Raw genomic sequence first — 15,788 nt, forward strand, 5'->3', positions numbered from 1 at the left:
TGCCTCACCCGATCGGGCTAGTGCGGTACTGTCGGATCCATGGGGAGTCTCCGCTCACGGGTCCTGGGCTGGGTCGGGCGACGGTATCTCGCGCGTCAGTCGAAAAAGGGCTTCGACCTCGAGAAGATGTCGTCCTTCCTGCCCGACGCGGCGCTGCTGCCGCTCCGGCGCGACGGCCTCGACCCGGTCGCCGAGATCGGCGCCATCCGGGCCGAGGCGCCGATCAGCAAGCTCGACCTGCCGTTCGGGATGAACGCCTGGCTGGTCACGGGTTACGACGAAGCGAAGGCCGTGCTCGGCAAGGTGACGGAGTTCTCGACCGACTTCACCAACCTGGTGGGCAACGCCGGGGTCACCGAGGACCAGAACCCGGGCGGGCTCGGCTTCGCGGACCCGCCGGTGCACACCCGGCTGCGCAAGCTGCTCACGCCGGAGTTCACGATGCGCCGGCTCAACCGGCTGACCCCGCGGATCGACGAGATCGTCACCGAGCAGCTCGACGCGATGGCCAAGACCGAGGGCCCGGTCGACCTGTGGCGGGCGTTCGCACTGCCGATCCCGTCGCTGACCATCTGCGAGCTGCTCGGCGTGTCCTACGAGGACCGCGAGGACTTCCAGCGGCTGGGCACCGCGCGGTTCGACCTGTTCGGCGGGGCGAGCGCGTCGCTCGGTGCGATGTCGGAGTCGCTGACCTACCTGCTCGACATCGTCAAGAAGCAGCGCGAAGAGCCCGGCGACGGCCTGCTCGGCATGCTGATCAAGGAGCACGGCGACGAGATCTCCGACCGTGAGCTGGCCGGCCTCGCCGACGGCGTGCTGACCGGCGGCCTGGAGACGACGGCCAGCATGCTCGCGCTCGGGGCGCTGGTGCTGCTGCGCGACGAGAAGGCGTTCGAAGCGGTCCGCGGCGACGACGAGTCCGTGCACCGGTTCGTCGAGGAGCTGCTGCGCTACCTGACGGTGGTGCAGATGGCGTTCCCGCGGTTCGCCAAGGAGGACATGGAGATCGGCGGCGAGCGGATCTCCGAGGGCGACATCGTGCTGGTGTCCCTGTCTGCCGCGGACCGCGACGCGAAGCTGGGCGCGGACATGGAGAAGTTCGACGCCACCCGCGAGCCGACGTCGCACCTGGCGTTCAGCTACGGGATCCACCGCTGCATCGGCGCGGAGCTGGCCCGGATGGAGCTGCGCACGGCGTACCCGGCGCTGGTCCGCCGGTTCCCGAACCTGCGGCTCGCGGTGCCGGCGGAGGAGCTTTCGTTCCGCAAGGTGTCCATTGTGTACGGTCTGGACGAGCTGCCGGTCCTGGTGGACTGAGGTTTCAGTGCGGGATGACCCGCCGCGGCCGTCGTTCGACGCGGTCGCGGTGGGCTTCGATGGCGAGGGCGACGTCGACGGCGGTGTCCGTATCGGCCAGTTCGGCGAGGTAGCCGACGTTCGCGGCCAGGATGGCCAAGTCGGCGCTGAAGTAGACGCCCATCAGCGGGTTCACGAACAGTTCGCTGCCGGCGGTGCGCGCGGTGAACTGGGCGTTCCCGAACTCGCCCCGCAGCGCGGCGGCGATCTGGCCCTGCACGATGCTCGGCCGATCCGGGGTGGCGAGCTGCGCGTGGGCGACGGCGTCCAGGTAGGCCCGTGCTTCGGCGGAGGCCGACGGGATCGACAGAGCACCGAGGTAACCGCCTTCCCGCTCGAGAGCGGCGAGGTTCTCGAGGACGTGGGCGTGACAGACGCCGTGGAAGGCATCGATGCCGAAGCCGAGACTGACGACAAGCCGGTCGACGTCGGGGAGTGCGGCAACGGCGGCGAGACTGGCCATGTCTTCTTCGGGCGTACCGAGCCCGGCTTCATCGCCGCGCAGGAGGATGTCGGTGCCACCATCGACGAGCACGACGGCGTCGACGGCCAGGTGCGCCACGAGGTATTCGTAGGCGGCGCGCAGCGGTCGGGCCCCGGTGCGGGGGAAGGCGTGGACCACGGGCGGCCAGCCTTGGGTTTCGAGCCACCGAGCGAGAGTCCGTTCGGGGAAGTAGGCATCATCGCCGGCGCTGCCGGGGCGCACGGTGGCGACGTCGGGGGAGAGCCAGTCGTCGAGGTCGAGCCGGTTCAGGTCACTGAAGGCGAGGTTGGCCAGGTGGACTTCTTTGCCCTGAGCTTTGAGCGCCACGGCGAGAGGGAGTCCGGCGTAGACATCGAAGCCGCCGCCCGCACCGGCGACGAGGACCCGGCGGGCGGACTGAAGCCGGGTGAAGAGCGGCGGTTCGGCGAGGGTGTGCACCCGGCCATGGTACGGGGGTTCGGAAAGTCCTTTATGGACCGATCGCGCCGTTCGATCACCGGAATCGGGACTGGTGTGACCTCCGGAACTGGCGTGACCAGGCCCGGAACTCGCGTGACTGGGGCCGGAACTCACCAACCCGGCGAGTTCCGCCTGTGATCACGTGAGTTCCGCGCACAATCACGCCACATCCGGAGTTAACCTCCCCCGGCCCCCGGCCCCCGGCCCCCGGCCCCCGGCCCCCGGCCCCCGGCCGGCTCAGTTCACCCCGCGCGGCCGGAACTGCACGCTGATCCGCGGTCCGACCGGCTTGGCCGTCTTCGGAACCGAATGCTCCCAAGTCCGCTGGCAACTCCCGCCCATCACGAGCAGATCACCGTGCCCCAGCGGCCGAGCCAGCGTCTTGCCGCCGCCTCCGCGCGGACGCAACGCCAGGGTGCGCGCCGCGCCGACCGACAGGATCGCGATCATCGTGTCCTCGCGGGCTCCGCGGCCGATCCGGTCGCCGTGCCACGCCACGCTGTCGCGTCCGTCGCGGTAGTAGCACAACCCCGCCGTGCGGAACGGCTCGCGCAGCTCCCGCAGGTAGTGCTTGCTCAGCGCGTCCCGCGCCGCGACCAGCGCGGGGTGGGGGAGCGGCACGTTCTCGCGGTAGTAGCTCAGCAGCCGCGGCACGGCGACTACGCGGTCGTACATCTTCCGCTTCTCCACCTGCCACGGCACACCCTCGACCAATGCCGCGAACAGCTCGTCGGCGCCCTCCAGCCAGCCCGGCTGGATGTCGACCCACGCACCCGAGCCGAGATCGGTCCGCTCGGGCGCGAGTGGGCGCAGCGAAATCGAGCCCTGGGTGGCGAACAGCGAAGACTGGAGACCCGGGTTCATGGTCCCCAGTCTACACCAAGATCGAACACCTGTTCTAGTGAATGACGTCGTAGACGAGCTTCTGGATCCCGTTGCCGTAGGACTCGCTCTCGACGAGCTTCAGGGCCTGCTTGTCCTTGTCGGTCTCGCCGAACAGCCGCTTGCCCGCGCCGAGCAGGACCGGGAACACCAGCAGGTGGTAGCGGTCGACCAGGCCGGCGTCGGCGAGCGCGCGGTTCAGCGCGGCACTGCCGTGGACGATGATCGGCCCGCCCTCGGTCTCCTTCAGTGCGGCGACGTCGTCCAGCGAGCGGAGGATGGTCGTCTCGCCCCAGTTCGTGACCAGATCGGACTCCTGCAACGTGGTCGACACGACGTACTTCGGCATCGCGTTGTAGCCCGGGAACTCGGCCGTCATGCCCGGCCACACCGGCGAGAACACCTCGTAGCTGACCCGGCCCATGAGCATGGCCGTCGCCTCTTCCTGCTCGCTGCCCTTGATGGCGTAGGCGGCGGGGTCGAACTCGATGTCCTTGAACGTCCAGCCGGAGTTGCGGTAGCCCGGCTCTCCGCCGGGCGCTTCGACGACGCCGTCGAGCGAGACGAACGAGGTGGAGATCAGGGTGCGCATGAGGTGCTCCTAGGTCGATCTTGCGTGCTTTCACCAGTGTGTCGAACGGCGGAACCCGGATTCGACAGCGCCACGCGGAAAACTTCCGACGCACCACCCGGCATCGAGGTGGGTCTTGTCCGTGGCCGTCCGGACTCGTACAGTCACTCCCACGCCGGACAAGAGGTCTGAACCTGTGTCCGGCTACCGCCGCCTCGAGTGATACAGGAGGTTGGACGGTGCACAGACTTCGCGGAGCGGGAGTGCTCGCGGCGGTCGTGACGGGACTCGCGGTGTTCACCCCGGTCGCCGACGCCCAGGTCGGGACCGGCCCGTGGATCTCGGACTCGCCGGGCTACTCGGAGCAGGAGCGGGGGTGCGGCGACATCTCCGGGCTCACCTTCAAGCTGACCTGCTCCACCGGCAGCGGTGACCAGCGCGCGGAACGCCGCTACACCACCTACACCGGGGGTACCCACCAGTTCGAGGGTTCCTTCAAGATCACCAGCATGAGCGGCTCCCGGATCAGCCTGAAGCAGACGTTCCGGGACGGTTCCAGCGCCGGCCCGTTCTTCCTGCTGGCGGTGGAGAAAGGCGGCCGCCTCTACGCCGTCCACGGCGGGGAGACGATCGCCACCGGCGCGACCGTGGGCACGAGCGTCCGGGTGAACACGATCAACCAGGTCGGCAGCACGCACAAGGTGTACATCAACGGCTCGCAGAAGGACTCGGTCTCGAGTCCCAGCGGTAGTTACTACGACAAGTTCGGCAGCTACCGCACGGCGAGCGGCAAGGGCCCGATCACGGTGGAGTGGAGCGGGATCAAGTTCTGGCACAAGTAGGCGAAATAGGGCCTGACCTGCGGTTTTGTGGGTTTTGAGGGCGTCAGGCCGTCACTAGGCTGTCTTGGGATTTTCAGGCCGCGCCGCCCCGGTGCGGCGCGGTTTGAAAATCTCGTCGGCTGCCTCTCGCGCCCGGCGATGACTCGAGGGGACCAGGTGCGTATAGATCCGGAGCGTGTAGCCCGGGTCGTGGTGACCGAGGTACTCGGCCAGCTCCTTGACCGACACTCCGGAGGCTAGGGCGACCGAGGCGTAGAAGTGCCGCATGCCGTGCATGCCGTCTCGTCGCGGGATGTAGTTGAGCCCGGCTGCAGCGAAGGCCGGTTTCCAGACGGCGAGGTTGTATTCGGGGCCGCTGATCATGCCGCTGGCAGCACGAGCGCCGAGGCGTTGAAGACCTTCGGGCTTGCGGATCAGCAGCCGGGCGGTAACCGGACGCCCTCCGGGTTCGAGCCAGGGCAGGGTGACTGTGACAGGCTCGAAGGAGGCCAGGTGCGCGTCGATTTCTTCCAGGACTCCGGCCCCGATCGGCACCAGCCGGGTCTTCCCGCCCTTCGGGGGAGCGAACACGGGCGTGTTGCCGATCCAGCGAATCTGGCGCTGGATGTTCGCCACCATCTCCCCCCGATCGACGTCGTCCGGGCTGAACCCGAAGATCTCCATCTGCCGCAGTCCCAGGCCGGCCACGAGTGGCACAACCACCTGTTGCGGAGCGGGCAGGGCGAGCTTCACCTGATATACCTGAGACTCCCTCCAAGGAACTATCTTCCGCTGCTCCGGCTTGGGGCGTTTGATGCTCTTCGTCTTACACGGGTTGCTGCGGATCCTCTGGTCCACCCAGGCGGCTTCCAGGATCGCCGAGACCATGTCGAACAGGACGGCTCGATAGGATGCGGCCAACCCCCGTCCACCCTCACTCCTCGGGCGCTCCATCCAGTCGAGCCAGTCACGGATTGTTTCCGTCTTCTCGACGGCTCGTAGCGACTTGTCGCCGAGAAACGGGAAGATGCCGTTGTCGAGGTGGCTGGTTACCGTCTGACGAGTCGAGGCGTCCGTCGACTGGCCTTTGCGCCACTCGTGGGTGTAGGCGCGGAACGGCAACTCGCCGGCCTTCGGGTCGACGTACTCGTTCGAGAGCACGTCGTGTTGCATCTTGGTGAGGAACGCTTTCGCGCGGGTCAGTTCCTTGTCAGGAAAAGACTTGGACTTCTCCTTGCCATCAGGGTCGTAGTAGCGGACCTTGTAGCGGTCGCCCTTGCCGAACAGATCCGTCTTCTCTCGAACCGGTCGGCCAGTGTCGGTGTAGACGAGCTTCCCGTCCACCTTCTTCTTGCGCCACCATCGGTCCTCCACGTGTCCTTTCACGCGGCTTTCCTTTCTACCGTCAAGCCGAACCACTTCGGTGCGGCAGGAAATAGCCCTGGTGTCCCCCGTGGACGGCTTTTGCCGGGGAGCCAGGCTGTTCATGTCCTGTGGTTGTCAGGCCGCTTCAAGGCTTGCCAGCCAGGCCCGGACGCCTGCCGGGTCGTAGCGGACGTGCTTGCCAAGCCGTGCCCACGGCGGGCCGTACCCGGTGAGCCGCCAGTGCTTGAGCGTCTTCTCCGGGATCCCGAGGAACGCTCCCAGTTCCTCCGGCCCCCAGAGCCCTTCCAGCTCCACTACGCGGATTCGCGCAGGCATCGCTGTGCGCCGCCGACCAGATCGAGGCCCACTTCCGGCGACGTCCTGGAGTGTCGGTGGTCGTGGACGGCTGTGTGTTTCGTCTGATTGTGGCGAGGTGTTCGAAGGAGTCGTCATGTCCGCCCCAAGGCCTGGTCGGTATGCATGGATCGTCCACGACACCGTCGTAGCGGCCAGAGCGGAAGTACCCGTCCAGGTCGACTTCGACGGCGCGTCTTGACCACCAACTCCGTGCTAGGCGCTGTGGGGAGACACCACGACACCAAGTTGTACGGCCTCTGGTTCGAAGTCGTCGCCGTCCAACGCCGGTCACCCCCTCGGTCCGGAATCATCGCCGTTTCATCGCTACCCGACCAACCATGGGGTCATCGCTCGGCGGCGATGGCCTGGGCCACTGACCTACGTGCTCAGGCGATGTGCTGAGCTATCGATGTCGGTTACCTCTTCTGTGTCAGGGAAGTGCAATGCCTTTCTTGACCTGGTGAAACGCGAGCTACCGCAGGTTGCGGGCTTCGGTTCCACTCCGGAGGGGCGGGCTCCACGCCGTTGCTTCAGCTTGCCGTCGCCGGGCGATCGCCAGGCAATCCGGCGATCGCTGTATAACGCATGCTCGTGATCGGCCGACGTCTCCGGCACTCTTGTACGGGTCGCCGTCGCCGAGAAATGCCGAAACACACGAACGTGAAGTCGATCTGCTCTGGCTGCTGTACGCGTCGGTCAGGAGCACGTCCGGTTCGGCCGGGCGCACCTAAGCTTGAAGTTGCGAGTTCGACAGGGTACCGCGTTGTCCTGATTACTCGGCCTCGGCCAGTTCGGTCAGCATCATGTCGAGGGCGCCGATGGCGAGAGACAGGTGGCCCTCGCCGTCGAGAAGGTGGGCTGTGGCACCCGGGATGTGACGGGCCAGCCATTCGCCGTGTTGGAAGGGGACGAATAGGTCTTCGGTGCCGTGCCAGATGAAGGTGGGTACGTCGATGTCGGTCACGGAAAATCCCCACGGGCTTACGAAGGCAAGGTCGTCGTCCACCCAGCCATCGACGCCTGGGTGCAGCGCTTCGGCGTAGTTAGCGGCCAGGTCCTCGGCGTACTCGCCGGTTAGGACTGCGCGGTCAACGTCTGGGAGCAGGGTGCGCCATTCCTGCATGATCGCTGCACTGTCGTTGGCGCCAAGGCCGCGGGCATGGGATTCCAGCGCCGGGCGAAGTTTGGGCTCGCCGTGTAAGGCTCGGCCGAACAGTTCAATGTTCAGTTCACCCATTCCGTCGAGAAATTCCAGATCGGCTCCGCCATACGGGGCGAGCCCGGCAATCACGAGTGCGCCGGCAACTCGCTCGGGCAACAGTGCGGCCGTGGCCAGGCAGTGCGGGCCGCCTCCGGATCGGCCCGCGACGAGGCAACGTGGTGCGTCGATGTGATCGAGGATTGCGGAGATGTCCGGCGCGACATCGGCGATCGCTCGGCCGGGCAATCTGCTGGACTGGCCGTAACCGGCACGCGAATACCGCACTAGGCGGAGGCCGTGCTCGTGCACTGCATGCTGGAAACCGGTGAACCGGCGTACGGATCCGGGTGTGCCGTGGTGGAAGATCACCGGCAGCCCAGAAGGTGGCCCAGTGATCTCGATGTGCAAAGTCCGGCCGTCCGGCAGTGCGATGTAGGTCATGCCTGCATTGTCAGTGCAGCTGTGTCGCGGAGCAACGCATTGGTCCGGTCGAGTCCGCAGCACGGACGGCTGCGGACCCGCGGTCCGTTACGCGCTGGGACGACTACGTGTGGCGAGGACGAGATGTTCGTGCGCGCCGACATCGCGGGTGTTCGATCCGGCAATGACGAAGGTGCATGGCGGTCCGTGACGCTTCGAACGGGGTGGTCCAACTTGGAGAGTACGACGCACCGATTGGGTAGCGGCTCGAACCAGGTGCCGCATGGTTCAATCGTGCAGTGGCATCGACCGAAATCCTGTCGTACACCTCGGTAAGTACGACCTTGCGTCCTCCGCGAGTCGTTATCGTCGTCGACGGCGGCCAGCATTGGAGCTACTGGGTGCGCCGCGCTCTGTATCGTGCGGACAGGGCCTGGGGCGGTGCTGGCTTCGCAGTCGTACCGCACCGTGGTGGTCAGGTCGACGCCGTACTGCTGCGCGCATGCGAGGCATATGACCCAGATTTCGTCGTGACCTACAGCCCAACTGTGAACGACATCGAAAATCTTCGTCCAGGCTGGTTCACGATCACTGGAGATGACGACGAACCTCTCTCAGGGGAAGAACGAGAGCGGATGCTCCGTATGGCGCTGGACGAAGCTGCGCCGAGCTCCGCCGACCACGCAGCACGTGAACAGATCGCTTCCGTGTGCTCCCCCTATGCATCTCGCCGGGGAGGTGCGTGGCACGAGAGCGTCGAGTACTTGGGCAACGAGCCGACCGGCCATTTTCCGAACGTCGTGGACATGTCGGAGACGTGGCATGCATCCGTCCTTGCCTGTCCCGCGAACTGGGGAGGTGTGCTGGGTGCTGCCGTAGCAAATCACGCTGGTGTGGCCGCGCCACCAGAGCACAATGCTGAAGAACCGGTGCTCGACGATGACGTTCGCGAGCAGTTGGCGGGTTGGCTGCTCGACGACCCGAGTTGCTCGGCGCCCGACGAGTTGATGTGGCATCCCGGCGTGGCGGTCGGCATGGACGCCAAGACGACGCCCACCGCGCACACCCGCTCCAAGACGCACATCGTCGAAATTCATACCGGCTTTGACATTCACCGCACCGGACTTTTGGTCGTCGGCGACAGCGCCGAGGACTTGGCGCTAGCCCGCCTCTGGCAGTTGACCTTCGGCACCGGGTTCTGGGTGCCGTCTCCGCTGCTGGATGATGACGGCGCCGTACCGTGGCGCGTCGGGCATCGCATTGCACGGATCGCACGTGATCTCGCTCGAAACTCCAACCGCCTGGCGATCACGTCGATCTCGCGATCGGAAAAGGAACTCGAGATCACGCGCGACCGTGTCGTTGCGGCGAATCAGATCAAGATCCCTGGACAGCAGGATCCGGGGCTCGATGTGATCCTCAGTCCAAAGTTGCCGTGGCGGCAGCAGCCGACCGTGAGTCTGGCCGTGGAAGACCAGTGGGACAGCCAGGTGACCGTGCCGGTATCCGTCGCGGAGGACGGTACTCGTCGAATGGCTGCACCGCTTCCTGCTCCGGTGCTCGTGAGTGCCGATTTGGCGGCTCAAGAGGATCTGCAGTGGCACGTCGACGTGCACTGGGAGGACAGCCGCGCTGTGCGTCGACGCGGTTTGGACAGCAACGAGCTGTTCGGTAACCGCCCGGCTTTTATGTCCACATGGGCAAGAAGCAGCCGCCACGGCATGACCTACCAGTCACGGCGGAATGACTTCGTCACGCGCGGGACTCGGCCGGAAAACACCCTTGCCCGAGTCGCACTTCGCGAGTCGAGCCTTGTCACGTGGATCACAGCAAAGGCGGCTGAACGTGATCTCGTAGCGCGGCCGAGTGAAGCTGGTCTGCGCACGGGACTGCTAGTGGACATGCTCGGAGGGCGCGAGCAGTACGTCGACGTGTTCGGTGGTGTTCTGTTGCCGGCGCTCCGCGGCATGTTGGCGACCAGCTCGACAAGCAAGGTGGCGTATCCGGACGGGGACGGCGTGTCACTGTCGTCAAGGGAGGGTGTGTTGACCTTCGCCGGAATGTGCACGCGCGTCGCCGGCTGCGAGGAGGCCGAGGTGCGGGACCGGGTGGATGCCGTTCTTCGTTCCGGGGTGCTGCGCCGCGGGATGGTGGTTCTGTGTTCGACGTGCCAGCAGAAGCAGTTTCAGACCATCGATCGACTCGGCCAGCGCTGGCGGTGCGTCCGCTGTGACGCGTTGAACGACCTTGACCGGTCCGCGTGGAAGCTTCCCATGAACGAACCGACGTGGTTCTACGACCTGCATCCGGTGGGTCGGCACGTTCTGGCCGAGCACGGTGAGGTGTCTGCCCTGCTATCGGCATATCTGCGGGCGACGCGGAAGGACCAGCGCTCAACGTTCGTCGACGTCGAGGAAGTCACGTTCCTCGACGGGGACAAACCACAGGTCGAGGTGGACCTGGTGGCGTACGCCGAAGATGTCCTTACCGTGGCCGAGTGCAAGAGCGGTAGCGACCTGACCGGCCGAAGGGCCAGATTGGAGGTGGAGAAAAAGTGTCGTGTGGCGGCGTGGCTGCGCGCCGACCGGCTCCTGTTCGCCACCAGCGCCGAGGCATGGACTCCAGCCACCATCGTCTCGGTCGGCGATATTGTGCGTGACTTCGATGGTTGGGGCGCGTTGGGTTCACCAGAAGTCAGGTTTATCTCGGGCCTGGGGCGGAGCCACGCCGTAGTCCATGAGGAAGGCGGAAAGTAACCGACGGCCAAGGTAGAACAGCCAGGTCCAGGAGTTGATGCCGCCCCGCCCCGCTGGCGATCCTCGCCGAGACCGTCGACGAAATCGGGGACCTGGGCCGGCTCGGTGGAGCGCTGGGGTGGGGACCTGGCCGGTGTTCTCTTGCGGCTTGATGGACATCGGAACCTCCGTTCTCTCGCTGATGGCTTGGTCTGTTCCCGTGCCACCAACGGTTTCTGGGACCGAGGGTCCCCGCTGGAAAGGTCCTTCGAAGTCGATCCCGAACGGAGGAATTTTGTGTGTCCGAAGTCCGGATGCCTGCGCCGAGCTTGCGGGCTGATCGGGAGGCGACGTCCCCCGAGTTCGCAGGTGGTGTCCTCCGGGGTAATCCGCGTGCATGAGCAAGGGGCAGCCGCCTAAACTCGTCGAATGGTCGGCTCTGCGAACGTTCCTACCGAGGCCCGGATGACACTTCCTGCCTGGCTAGGCGGTAGCAATTTGAAGCAATTCCTGTTAGATGCGGAATTGCACGCCACGCGTATAGGAGCCTCCGACGAGTGGCGGGTGCGTACAACCGAACGCCATACGCAGCGTCGACCGAGCTTGATGATCATGGATCACGCGCTCAATGCTGGCCAGACCCGCACGCTGATCGCACGACTCGCCGCGAGTTCGAGTGACCGCGCACCTCACGTGCTGGAACCGACCGAGCTGCAACGTCGGATCGACCGAGCCGAGCAAACCAAAGACCCGGTCGACATCCTGTGGCTGTCGCAGCTACAGACCCAGGTTTGCCCAGCAGCAGACCTCGGGGATCTGGTGGCCGGGGTTCACAGAGAGCTTCAGCGTCAAATCAGCTCCGATGCACGGGTACATGTCCTGCGTCGCGGACGAGACTTGCTGCATCGTTCGCAATTGGCAACTGTGTTGCTACGCGTGGAATACGACCCCCAGCTGCGTGCCGGCAATCTAAAGTACGTCCAGGCGGCCAATGCTGCAGGAAAGACAGCCTTTGCCAGCTCAAGTGGTTTGTCCGACGGAATCTTTCTGCTCGACGCCTACGCGGGGTCACTGTTGGCCGCGCTTGCTCCCTCGATCTGGGCGTTCACGGCGCACAGGGAGCTCGGTGTGATTACCTACACGCTCGGACTGCCGCTGGCAGGAACCCGCGGCAACGCCGCCGAACTCCTGCACATCCTCTCGTTGCAGGGTGATCCGAACCCGTTTACGGTTCCGATGCTGTCCGCGAACGCCGGAACCGCCGCGATCGACTGGTGGGGCAGCCGTCTCAACGAGCTGTTCGGCGTCCTCACTGACCCCGCCGTGTTCACTGACCAGAACGGGGAATACCGCCCGATCAAGCATCTGCACTGTCGGATGACTGTCGAGCAGTTGTTCCGCCGGGTGAACTCGAGCCAGATCGCGCGGCGGGACATCAACGCGCGTCGCGTGCTGCTGTTCACGGTGCTGGACACGCTGGAGCGAGTTACTGGCCGAGACCTGTCGAAGCTCTGCTCCTTGCCCTTCGCGCAGAAGACCCTTGACACCCTCCGCGCCGGAATGCCGGCCGACGCAGCGGAAGTGCTTCTGCCGGCCGCCGACCGAGCAGTAGCAGCCTTGAAGCAAGTCCAAGACGGATTCTTCATGGGGCATCAACCCGGCAGTGGTGAGGTCACCCTGACGCATACGGACAACACCGTCGCACGGCTCGACGCCGCTGTAGCGGCAGCTGACTACATAAAAGTCCTGCGGGACGCGACCCACGGGCACGGCAGCAACCGGTCCGGCCGGGTCGACCGCACGAACGCGCTGCTCGCGCACCACGATGGCACCATCCCGCATGACCTAGGTCTGCTCGGATACCTGTACCTCCTCGACGTCCTGGCGAACCCAGACAACCTCAGAAGCCATCTCTACCGGGGCGGCAAGGTCTGAACCCAATACGCCCGGTCGACTGGCTACGTAAGGACCTGAGATGGGCGCCCACCAGGACATGTTCACCAGAGGGTGCCTGAGGTCGGGGTATCTTGCCTGGCCACTCGGTTTGTAGGGGAGCGAACGATCAGCTCCACGAGCTCGACCGTGCGGGCGGCGTAGCCCCCCTTCGTTGTTGTACCAGCCGAAGATCTTCGCCAGGTGCGAGTCGGGCTTCGTTAGCGGTGCGTCGAAAACGCACGAAGCCCGGTCACCGATGATGTCGCGGGAGACCGGCGGTCCCGTGCTGTAGCGGAGGATTGCCTTGAGGTCCCCGTGGGCCGTCTCGGTCCACGTGTGGCCGTACGCGGGGAACCGGGACGTGCGCTGGCAGGAAGCCAGCCCACTGAACCTCCGTTGACGGCACCTGGCCGTGCGGCGGTTGGGCGGGCCACAGCTGAATTGTTGTCGAGTCGCTGGATTGACGCGGGTGCGCTCCACACCGCCGGCGCCGTCGCCGTCGCCGAAGGTGAACTGCTTTCCTTCGGCTTCTCGTGCGCCGACCGCTGGGGCAGCCGGGCCAGCAGGTTGAGTCTCTCGACGCCGAGGGACTCCGCGTCCGTCCAGTACTCGCGCGGGACGCCGTCCTTCTGTTCGGCGACCACCCGGTACGGGTTCAGGATGCCGGGCTGGGCGTTGAGCAGGTTGATCGGCCGCGCGTACGGGCGCAGCTCCGGCAGGTCGCACAGCCGCGACAGCGGGCCGGACGGGTCGAGGATCGTCCAGTTCGCGCCGGCGCGCAGCGTCTTGTAGACGATGCCGCCGCCGAGGAACGACTTACCACCACCCAGGCCGGCGACCATCGCGGTCAGGCCGGAGCCGTCGCGGATCTCCTGGGCCATCCACGGGTCCCAGGCCACCGGGCGCCGCGTGGCGGTGCACGTCTCGCCGAGCAGGATGCCGCGGCGGTCGCCGACCTCCGCGGTCGCCGTCGGGACCGCCGAGGACGCCCAGACCACCGACCCGCGGCGCATGTACGCCGCCGAGGCCAGCGGCTCGCCCGGGATGAACTCCCGGGCCATCGCGTACTGGGCCTCGGGGTGCTCGATGGCGATCTTCGGCTTGTAGAGGTCGAGCAGCTGCTGGGCCAGGCGCAGCGCGTCGCGCTCGGTCGGGCCGGACACCGCCAGCCGCCACCACGAGCGGACGCGGGTGGCGAGCGCGGTGAAGCCCGACGTCATCTCGTCGTCGATCTCCAGCACGCGCCCGGCCTGGCGCGACAGCGACTGCGGCGGCTCCAGCTCGTGCTCGTCGGTGTAGTGCTTGACCTGCGAGCGCACCTTGTTCATCTGGCGCTGCAGCTCGCTGGCGACCTCCTCGGGCCGCCGGACGTAGATCCGCGCCGACACCTCGACCGCCGCCGGCAACCGGTCGGCGGGATGAGCCACACGGCGTCGACCCGGTAAACCTCGTCATCGGGTCCTGATGCGCACGCGGGCCCGCCCCTCAGCCGGTGAACAGGCCGGCGATCCACTGGCCCACGTTCACGCCCGCGCCGCTGACCGCGAGACCGATGATGGCGAGCGCGATGACCACGCCGGCGAGCCGGCGCATGACGCCGGCGTTGTCGCCCTTGCGGCCGCCCAGCCACAGGAGCGGTGTCGGGCGCCTCCGACGGCTGTACTAGCCTCGGAGGCGCCCGACGGGACCTACTTGGTGTTGATCATCAAGCCGATCATGACGGCGGCGAGGTCGTGGACAATCGCGACAACGTCGGTTCCTCTCGCGAGGAGCACGACCGTGGCTAAAGCGGCCAGAACCCCTACCAGGCCGCTACCCAGCAGGAGGATCCAGATCAGGCGCCGGTAGAGCTTTCCCCTGGTCAGGACCTTGACTAGCGCCCACCATAGGGTGTGGCGGGGCTCCCGGTCTGGGCAGCGTCGTCTGCTGCCGTTAGTCTTGGACATGCGGCACTCTCCTGCTCGTTAGTGGCGTGCGGATTTGTCGTGTGGGGCGTCGCCTGCTGGAACAGGCGGCGCCCCGTTTGTATGAGGCTTGAAGCTTCGCGTTGTGTCGTCTGCGGCGTATCCAGGTTCGTCTCCCAAGTGTGCTGTAGGGTCCTTCGGTGGTGCACCCCGCGGTGGCTTCCCGGGCGAGCTCGGTGGCCTCGACGACCTGGTCGCTCTTGAGCTTGCCTTCGCCGAGGAGCCGGGTCAGCGCCCCGTCGACGCCGTCGAGCCGGGCTTCGAGGACCTGCTCGGGCGACGCGAGGGTCCAGGCGCGCGGGATCACGCGGGCGACGACCTCGGGGTTGAAGTTGTAGAAGGTGGCGGCGACGACCTCGGGCCCGACCGCGCCCATCGCGGCGCTGCGGCCCGCGAAGTACGGCATCCGACCCGGCCGCAGCCCGACGCCGGTGAGCGCCTGGTCCACCTCGGGCGCGAAGTACGCCAGAGCGTGAAGGGAATCGAAGGCCGACTTGAACCGCTTCTCGTCACCCGCCATGCCGGGGACCCTACTAACGAGTAACGGCACCAGAAGGAAGCTGGAGGGTGCCTTCAGCGCGTGGGCGGACGAGCTGGCGTGTAAGCCGGATCCTGTTCCCGGGTCGCCTCGCGGCTCGCCGGGCGGCGGCCATCCATCTCGGCCTGCCGTCGCCGGCAGGCTCCAGCGGCCTACCCGCAGGCTCGGACGGGCCGTCCTCGAACGCCTGCGCAGGAGCTCGCGCTCCCTCTTGGCCTTGCTCCGGGTGGGGTTTACCCAGCCGCCCCGGTCACCCGGGACGCTGGTGGTCTCTTACACCACCGTTTCACCCTTACCCCGGCCCTCGTGAAGCACGCGGGCCGTGGCGGTCTGTTTTCTGTGGCACTTTCCCGCGGGTCACCCCGGGTTGCCGTTAGCAACCACCCTGCCCTGAGGAATCCGGACTCTCGCCGGTCTGCGACCTGGATACGGACCCCGCACAGCTCCGACCAATACCGCGGCGCCGGTGTGTACGCCGGCGCTCCGGCTGGGCCGGTCAGCAGGTTCTCCGCCGCCCGCGGCTCATCTCCACCGCGTTGAGCCATTGCCCGTCGCGCCGGGGCGTCGCGTCGTAACGCAGGTCGGGCCAGCGGGCGACGGCGCCCGCCGCGACGATCGTGCCCAGCCCAGCCCAGCCCAGCCCAGCCCAGCCCAGCCCAGCCCAGCCCAGCCCGTGGCACGTCGGTCTGCAGACGACGCC

At 66.6% G+C, this 15,788-nt stretch carries 12 protein-coding genes, 1 other RNA gene and 2 pseudogenes; 4 read left to right on the forward strand and 11 right to left on the reverse strand.

What is annotated here, in order from left to right:
- Positions 1-39 precede the first annotated feature (39 nt).
- Positions 40-1,317: a cytochrome P450 gene (locus tag AA23TX_RS16255; protein WP_196425345.1), complete on the forward strand. Its 1,278-nt coding sequence runs from the start codon at positions 40-42 to the stop codon at positions 1,315-1,317.
- Between the two features lie 4 nt (positions 1,318-1,321).
- Here the strand turns inward: AA23TX_RS16255 and AA23TX_RS16260 are convergent, their stop codons facing one another.
- The 3 genes from AA23TX_RS16260 to AA23TX_RS16270 form a co-directional block, all read right to left on the reverse strand.
- Positions 1,322-2,278, reverse strand: a complete 957-nt coding sequence (locus tag AA23TX_RS16260; protein ID WP_155543355.1) for a DUF1152 domain-containing protein — start codon at positions 2,276-2,278, stop codon at positions 1,322-1,324.
- 258 nt (positions 2,279-2,536) lie between these two features.
- The gene (locus AA23TX_RS16265; protein ID WP_155543356.1) at positions 2,537-3,163 is read right to left on the reverse strand and encodes an alpha-ketoglutarate-dependent dioxygenase AlkB; all 627 of its coding nucleotides are present in this window, start codon (positions 3,161-3,163) and stop codon (positions 2,537-2,539) included.
- 34 nt (positions 3,164-3,197) lie between these two features.
- Positions 3,198-3,773: a dihydrofolate reductase family protein gene (locus AA23TX_RS16270; RefSeq protein ID WP_155543357.1), complete on the reverse strand. Its 576-nt coding sequence runs from the start codon at positions 3,771-3,773 to the stop codon at positions 3,198-3,200.
- Positions 3,774-4,015: 242 nt separating this feature from the next.
- Between AA23TX_RS16270 and AA23TX_RS16275 the strand changes: the two genes are divergently transcribed.
- On the forward strand, positions 4,016-4,594 hold the full coding sequence (locus AA23TX_RS16275; RefSeq protein ID WP_196425451.1) for a hypothetical protein: 579 nt from the start codon (positions 4,016-4,018) through the stop codon (positions 4,592-4,594).
- Positions 4,595-4,648: 54 nt separating this feature from the next.
- On the opposite strand, the gene AA23TX_RS16280 is transcribed toward AA23TX_RS16275, so the two are convergent.
- The 3 genes from AA23TX_RS16280 to AA23TX_RS49600 form a co-directional block, all read right to left on the reverse strand.
- Positions 4,649-5,959 carry a tyrosine-type recombinase/integrase gene (locus tag AA23TX_RS16280; RefSeq protein WP_230862520.1) on the reverse strand — a complete coding sequence of 437 codons (1,311 nt, stop codon included), beginning with the start codon at positions 5,957-5,959 and terminating at the stop codon, positions 4,649-4,651.
- Between the two features lie 114 nt (positions 5,960-6,073).
- The gene (locus tag AA23TX_RS16285; protein ID WP_155543359.1) at positions 6,074-6,274 is read right to left on the reverse strand and encodes a helix-turn-helix transcriptional regulator; all 201 of its coding nucleotides are present in this window, start codon (positions 6,272-6,274) and stop codon (positions 6,074-6,076) included.
- A gap of 793 nt (positions 6,275-7,067) precedes the next feature.
- Complete coding sequence (locus AA23TX_RS49600; RefSeq protein ID WP_230862521.1) at positions 7,068-7,937, reverse strand: alpha/beta fold hydrolase; 870 nt, start codon at positions 7,935-7,937, stop codon at positions 7,068-7,070.
- Between the two features lie 278 nt (positions 7,938-8,215).
- Between AA23TX_RS49600 and AA23TX_RS16295 the strand changes: the two genes are divergently transcribed.
- Together AA23TX_RS16295 and AA23TX_RS16300 are read left to right on the forward strand one after the other, a co-directional pair.
- Positions 8,216-10,672 (forward strand): hypothetical protein, encoded by a 2,457-nt coding sequence (locus AA23TX_RS16295; protein ID WP_155543360.1) that lies wholly within the window; start codon positions 8,216-8,218, stop codon positions 10,670-10,672.
- A 591-nt stretch (positions 10,673-11,263) separates the two neighbouring features.
- Positions 11,264-12,586 carry a hypothetical protein gene (locus tag AA23TX_RS16300; protein WP_155543361.1) on the forward strand — a complete coding sequence of 441 codons (1,323 nt, stop codon included), beginning with the start codon at positions 11,264-11,266 and terminating at the stop codon, positions 12,584-12,586.
- Here the strand turns inward: AA23TX_RS16300 and AA23TX_RS51280 are convergent.
- From AA23TX_RS51280 to rnpB, 5 genes and pseudogenes are all read right to left on the reverse strand, one after another.
- The gene (locus AA23TX_RS51280) at positions 12,497-13,312 is read right to left on the reverse strand and encodes a hypothetical protein (RefSeq protein WP_500676493.1); all 816 of its coding nucleotides are present in this window, start codon (positions 13,310-13,312) and stop codon (positions 12,497-12,499) included. The two genes, AA23TX_RS16300 and AA23TX_RS51280, sit on opposite strands and share 90 nt — an antisense overlap.
- Positions 13,219-14,001 (reverse strand): annotated as a pseudogene (locus tag AA23TX_RS16305) (ATP-binding protein); the annotation flags it as partial. The pseudogene AA23TX_RS16305 and the gene AA23TX_RS51280, both read right to left, overlap by 94 nt.
- A gap of 273 nt (positions 14,002-14,274) precedes the next feature.
- Entirely contained in the window at positions 14,275-14,532 is a 258-nt protein-coding gene (locus tag AA23TX_RS16310) for a hypothetical protein (RefSeq protein ID WP_155543362.1), read from the reverse strand.
- A 151-nt stretch (positions 14,533-14,683) separates the two neighbouring features.
- Positions 14,684-15,070 (reverse strand): annotated as a pseudogene (locus AA23TX_RS16315) (SCO6745 family protein); the annotation flags it as partial.
- Positions 15,071-15,135: 65 nt separating this feature from the next.
- An RNA gene (rnpB, locus tag AA23TX_RS16320) (RNase P RNA component class A) lies at positions 15,136-15,535 on the reverse strand.
- Positions 15,536-15,788 lie beyond the last annotated feature (253 nt).

This window comes from Amycolatopsis camponoti, assembly GCF_902497555.1.
GTDB lineage: Bacteria > Actinomycetota > Actinomycetes > Mycobacteriales > Pseudonocardiaceae > Amycolatopsis > Amycolatopsis camponoti.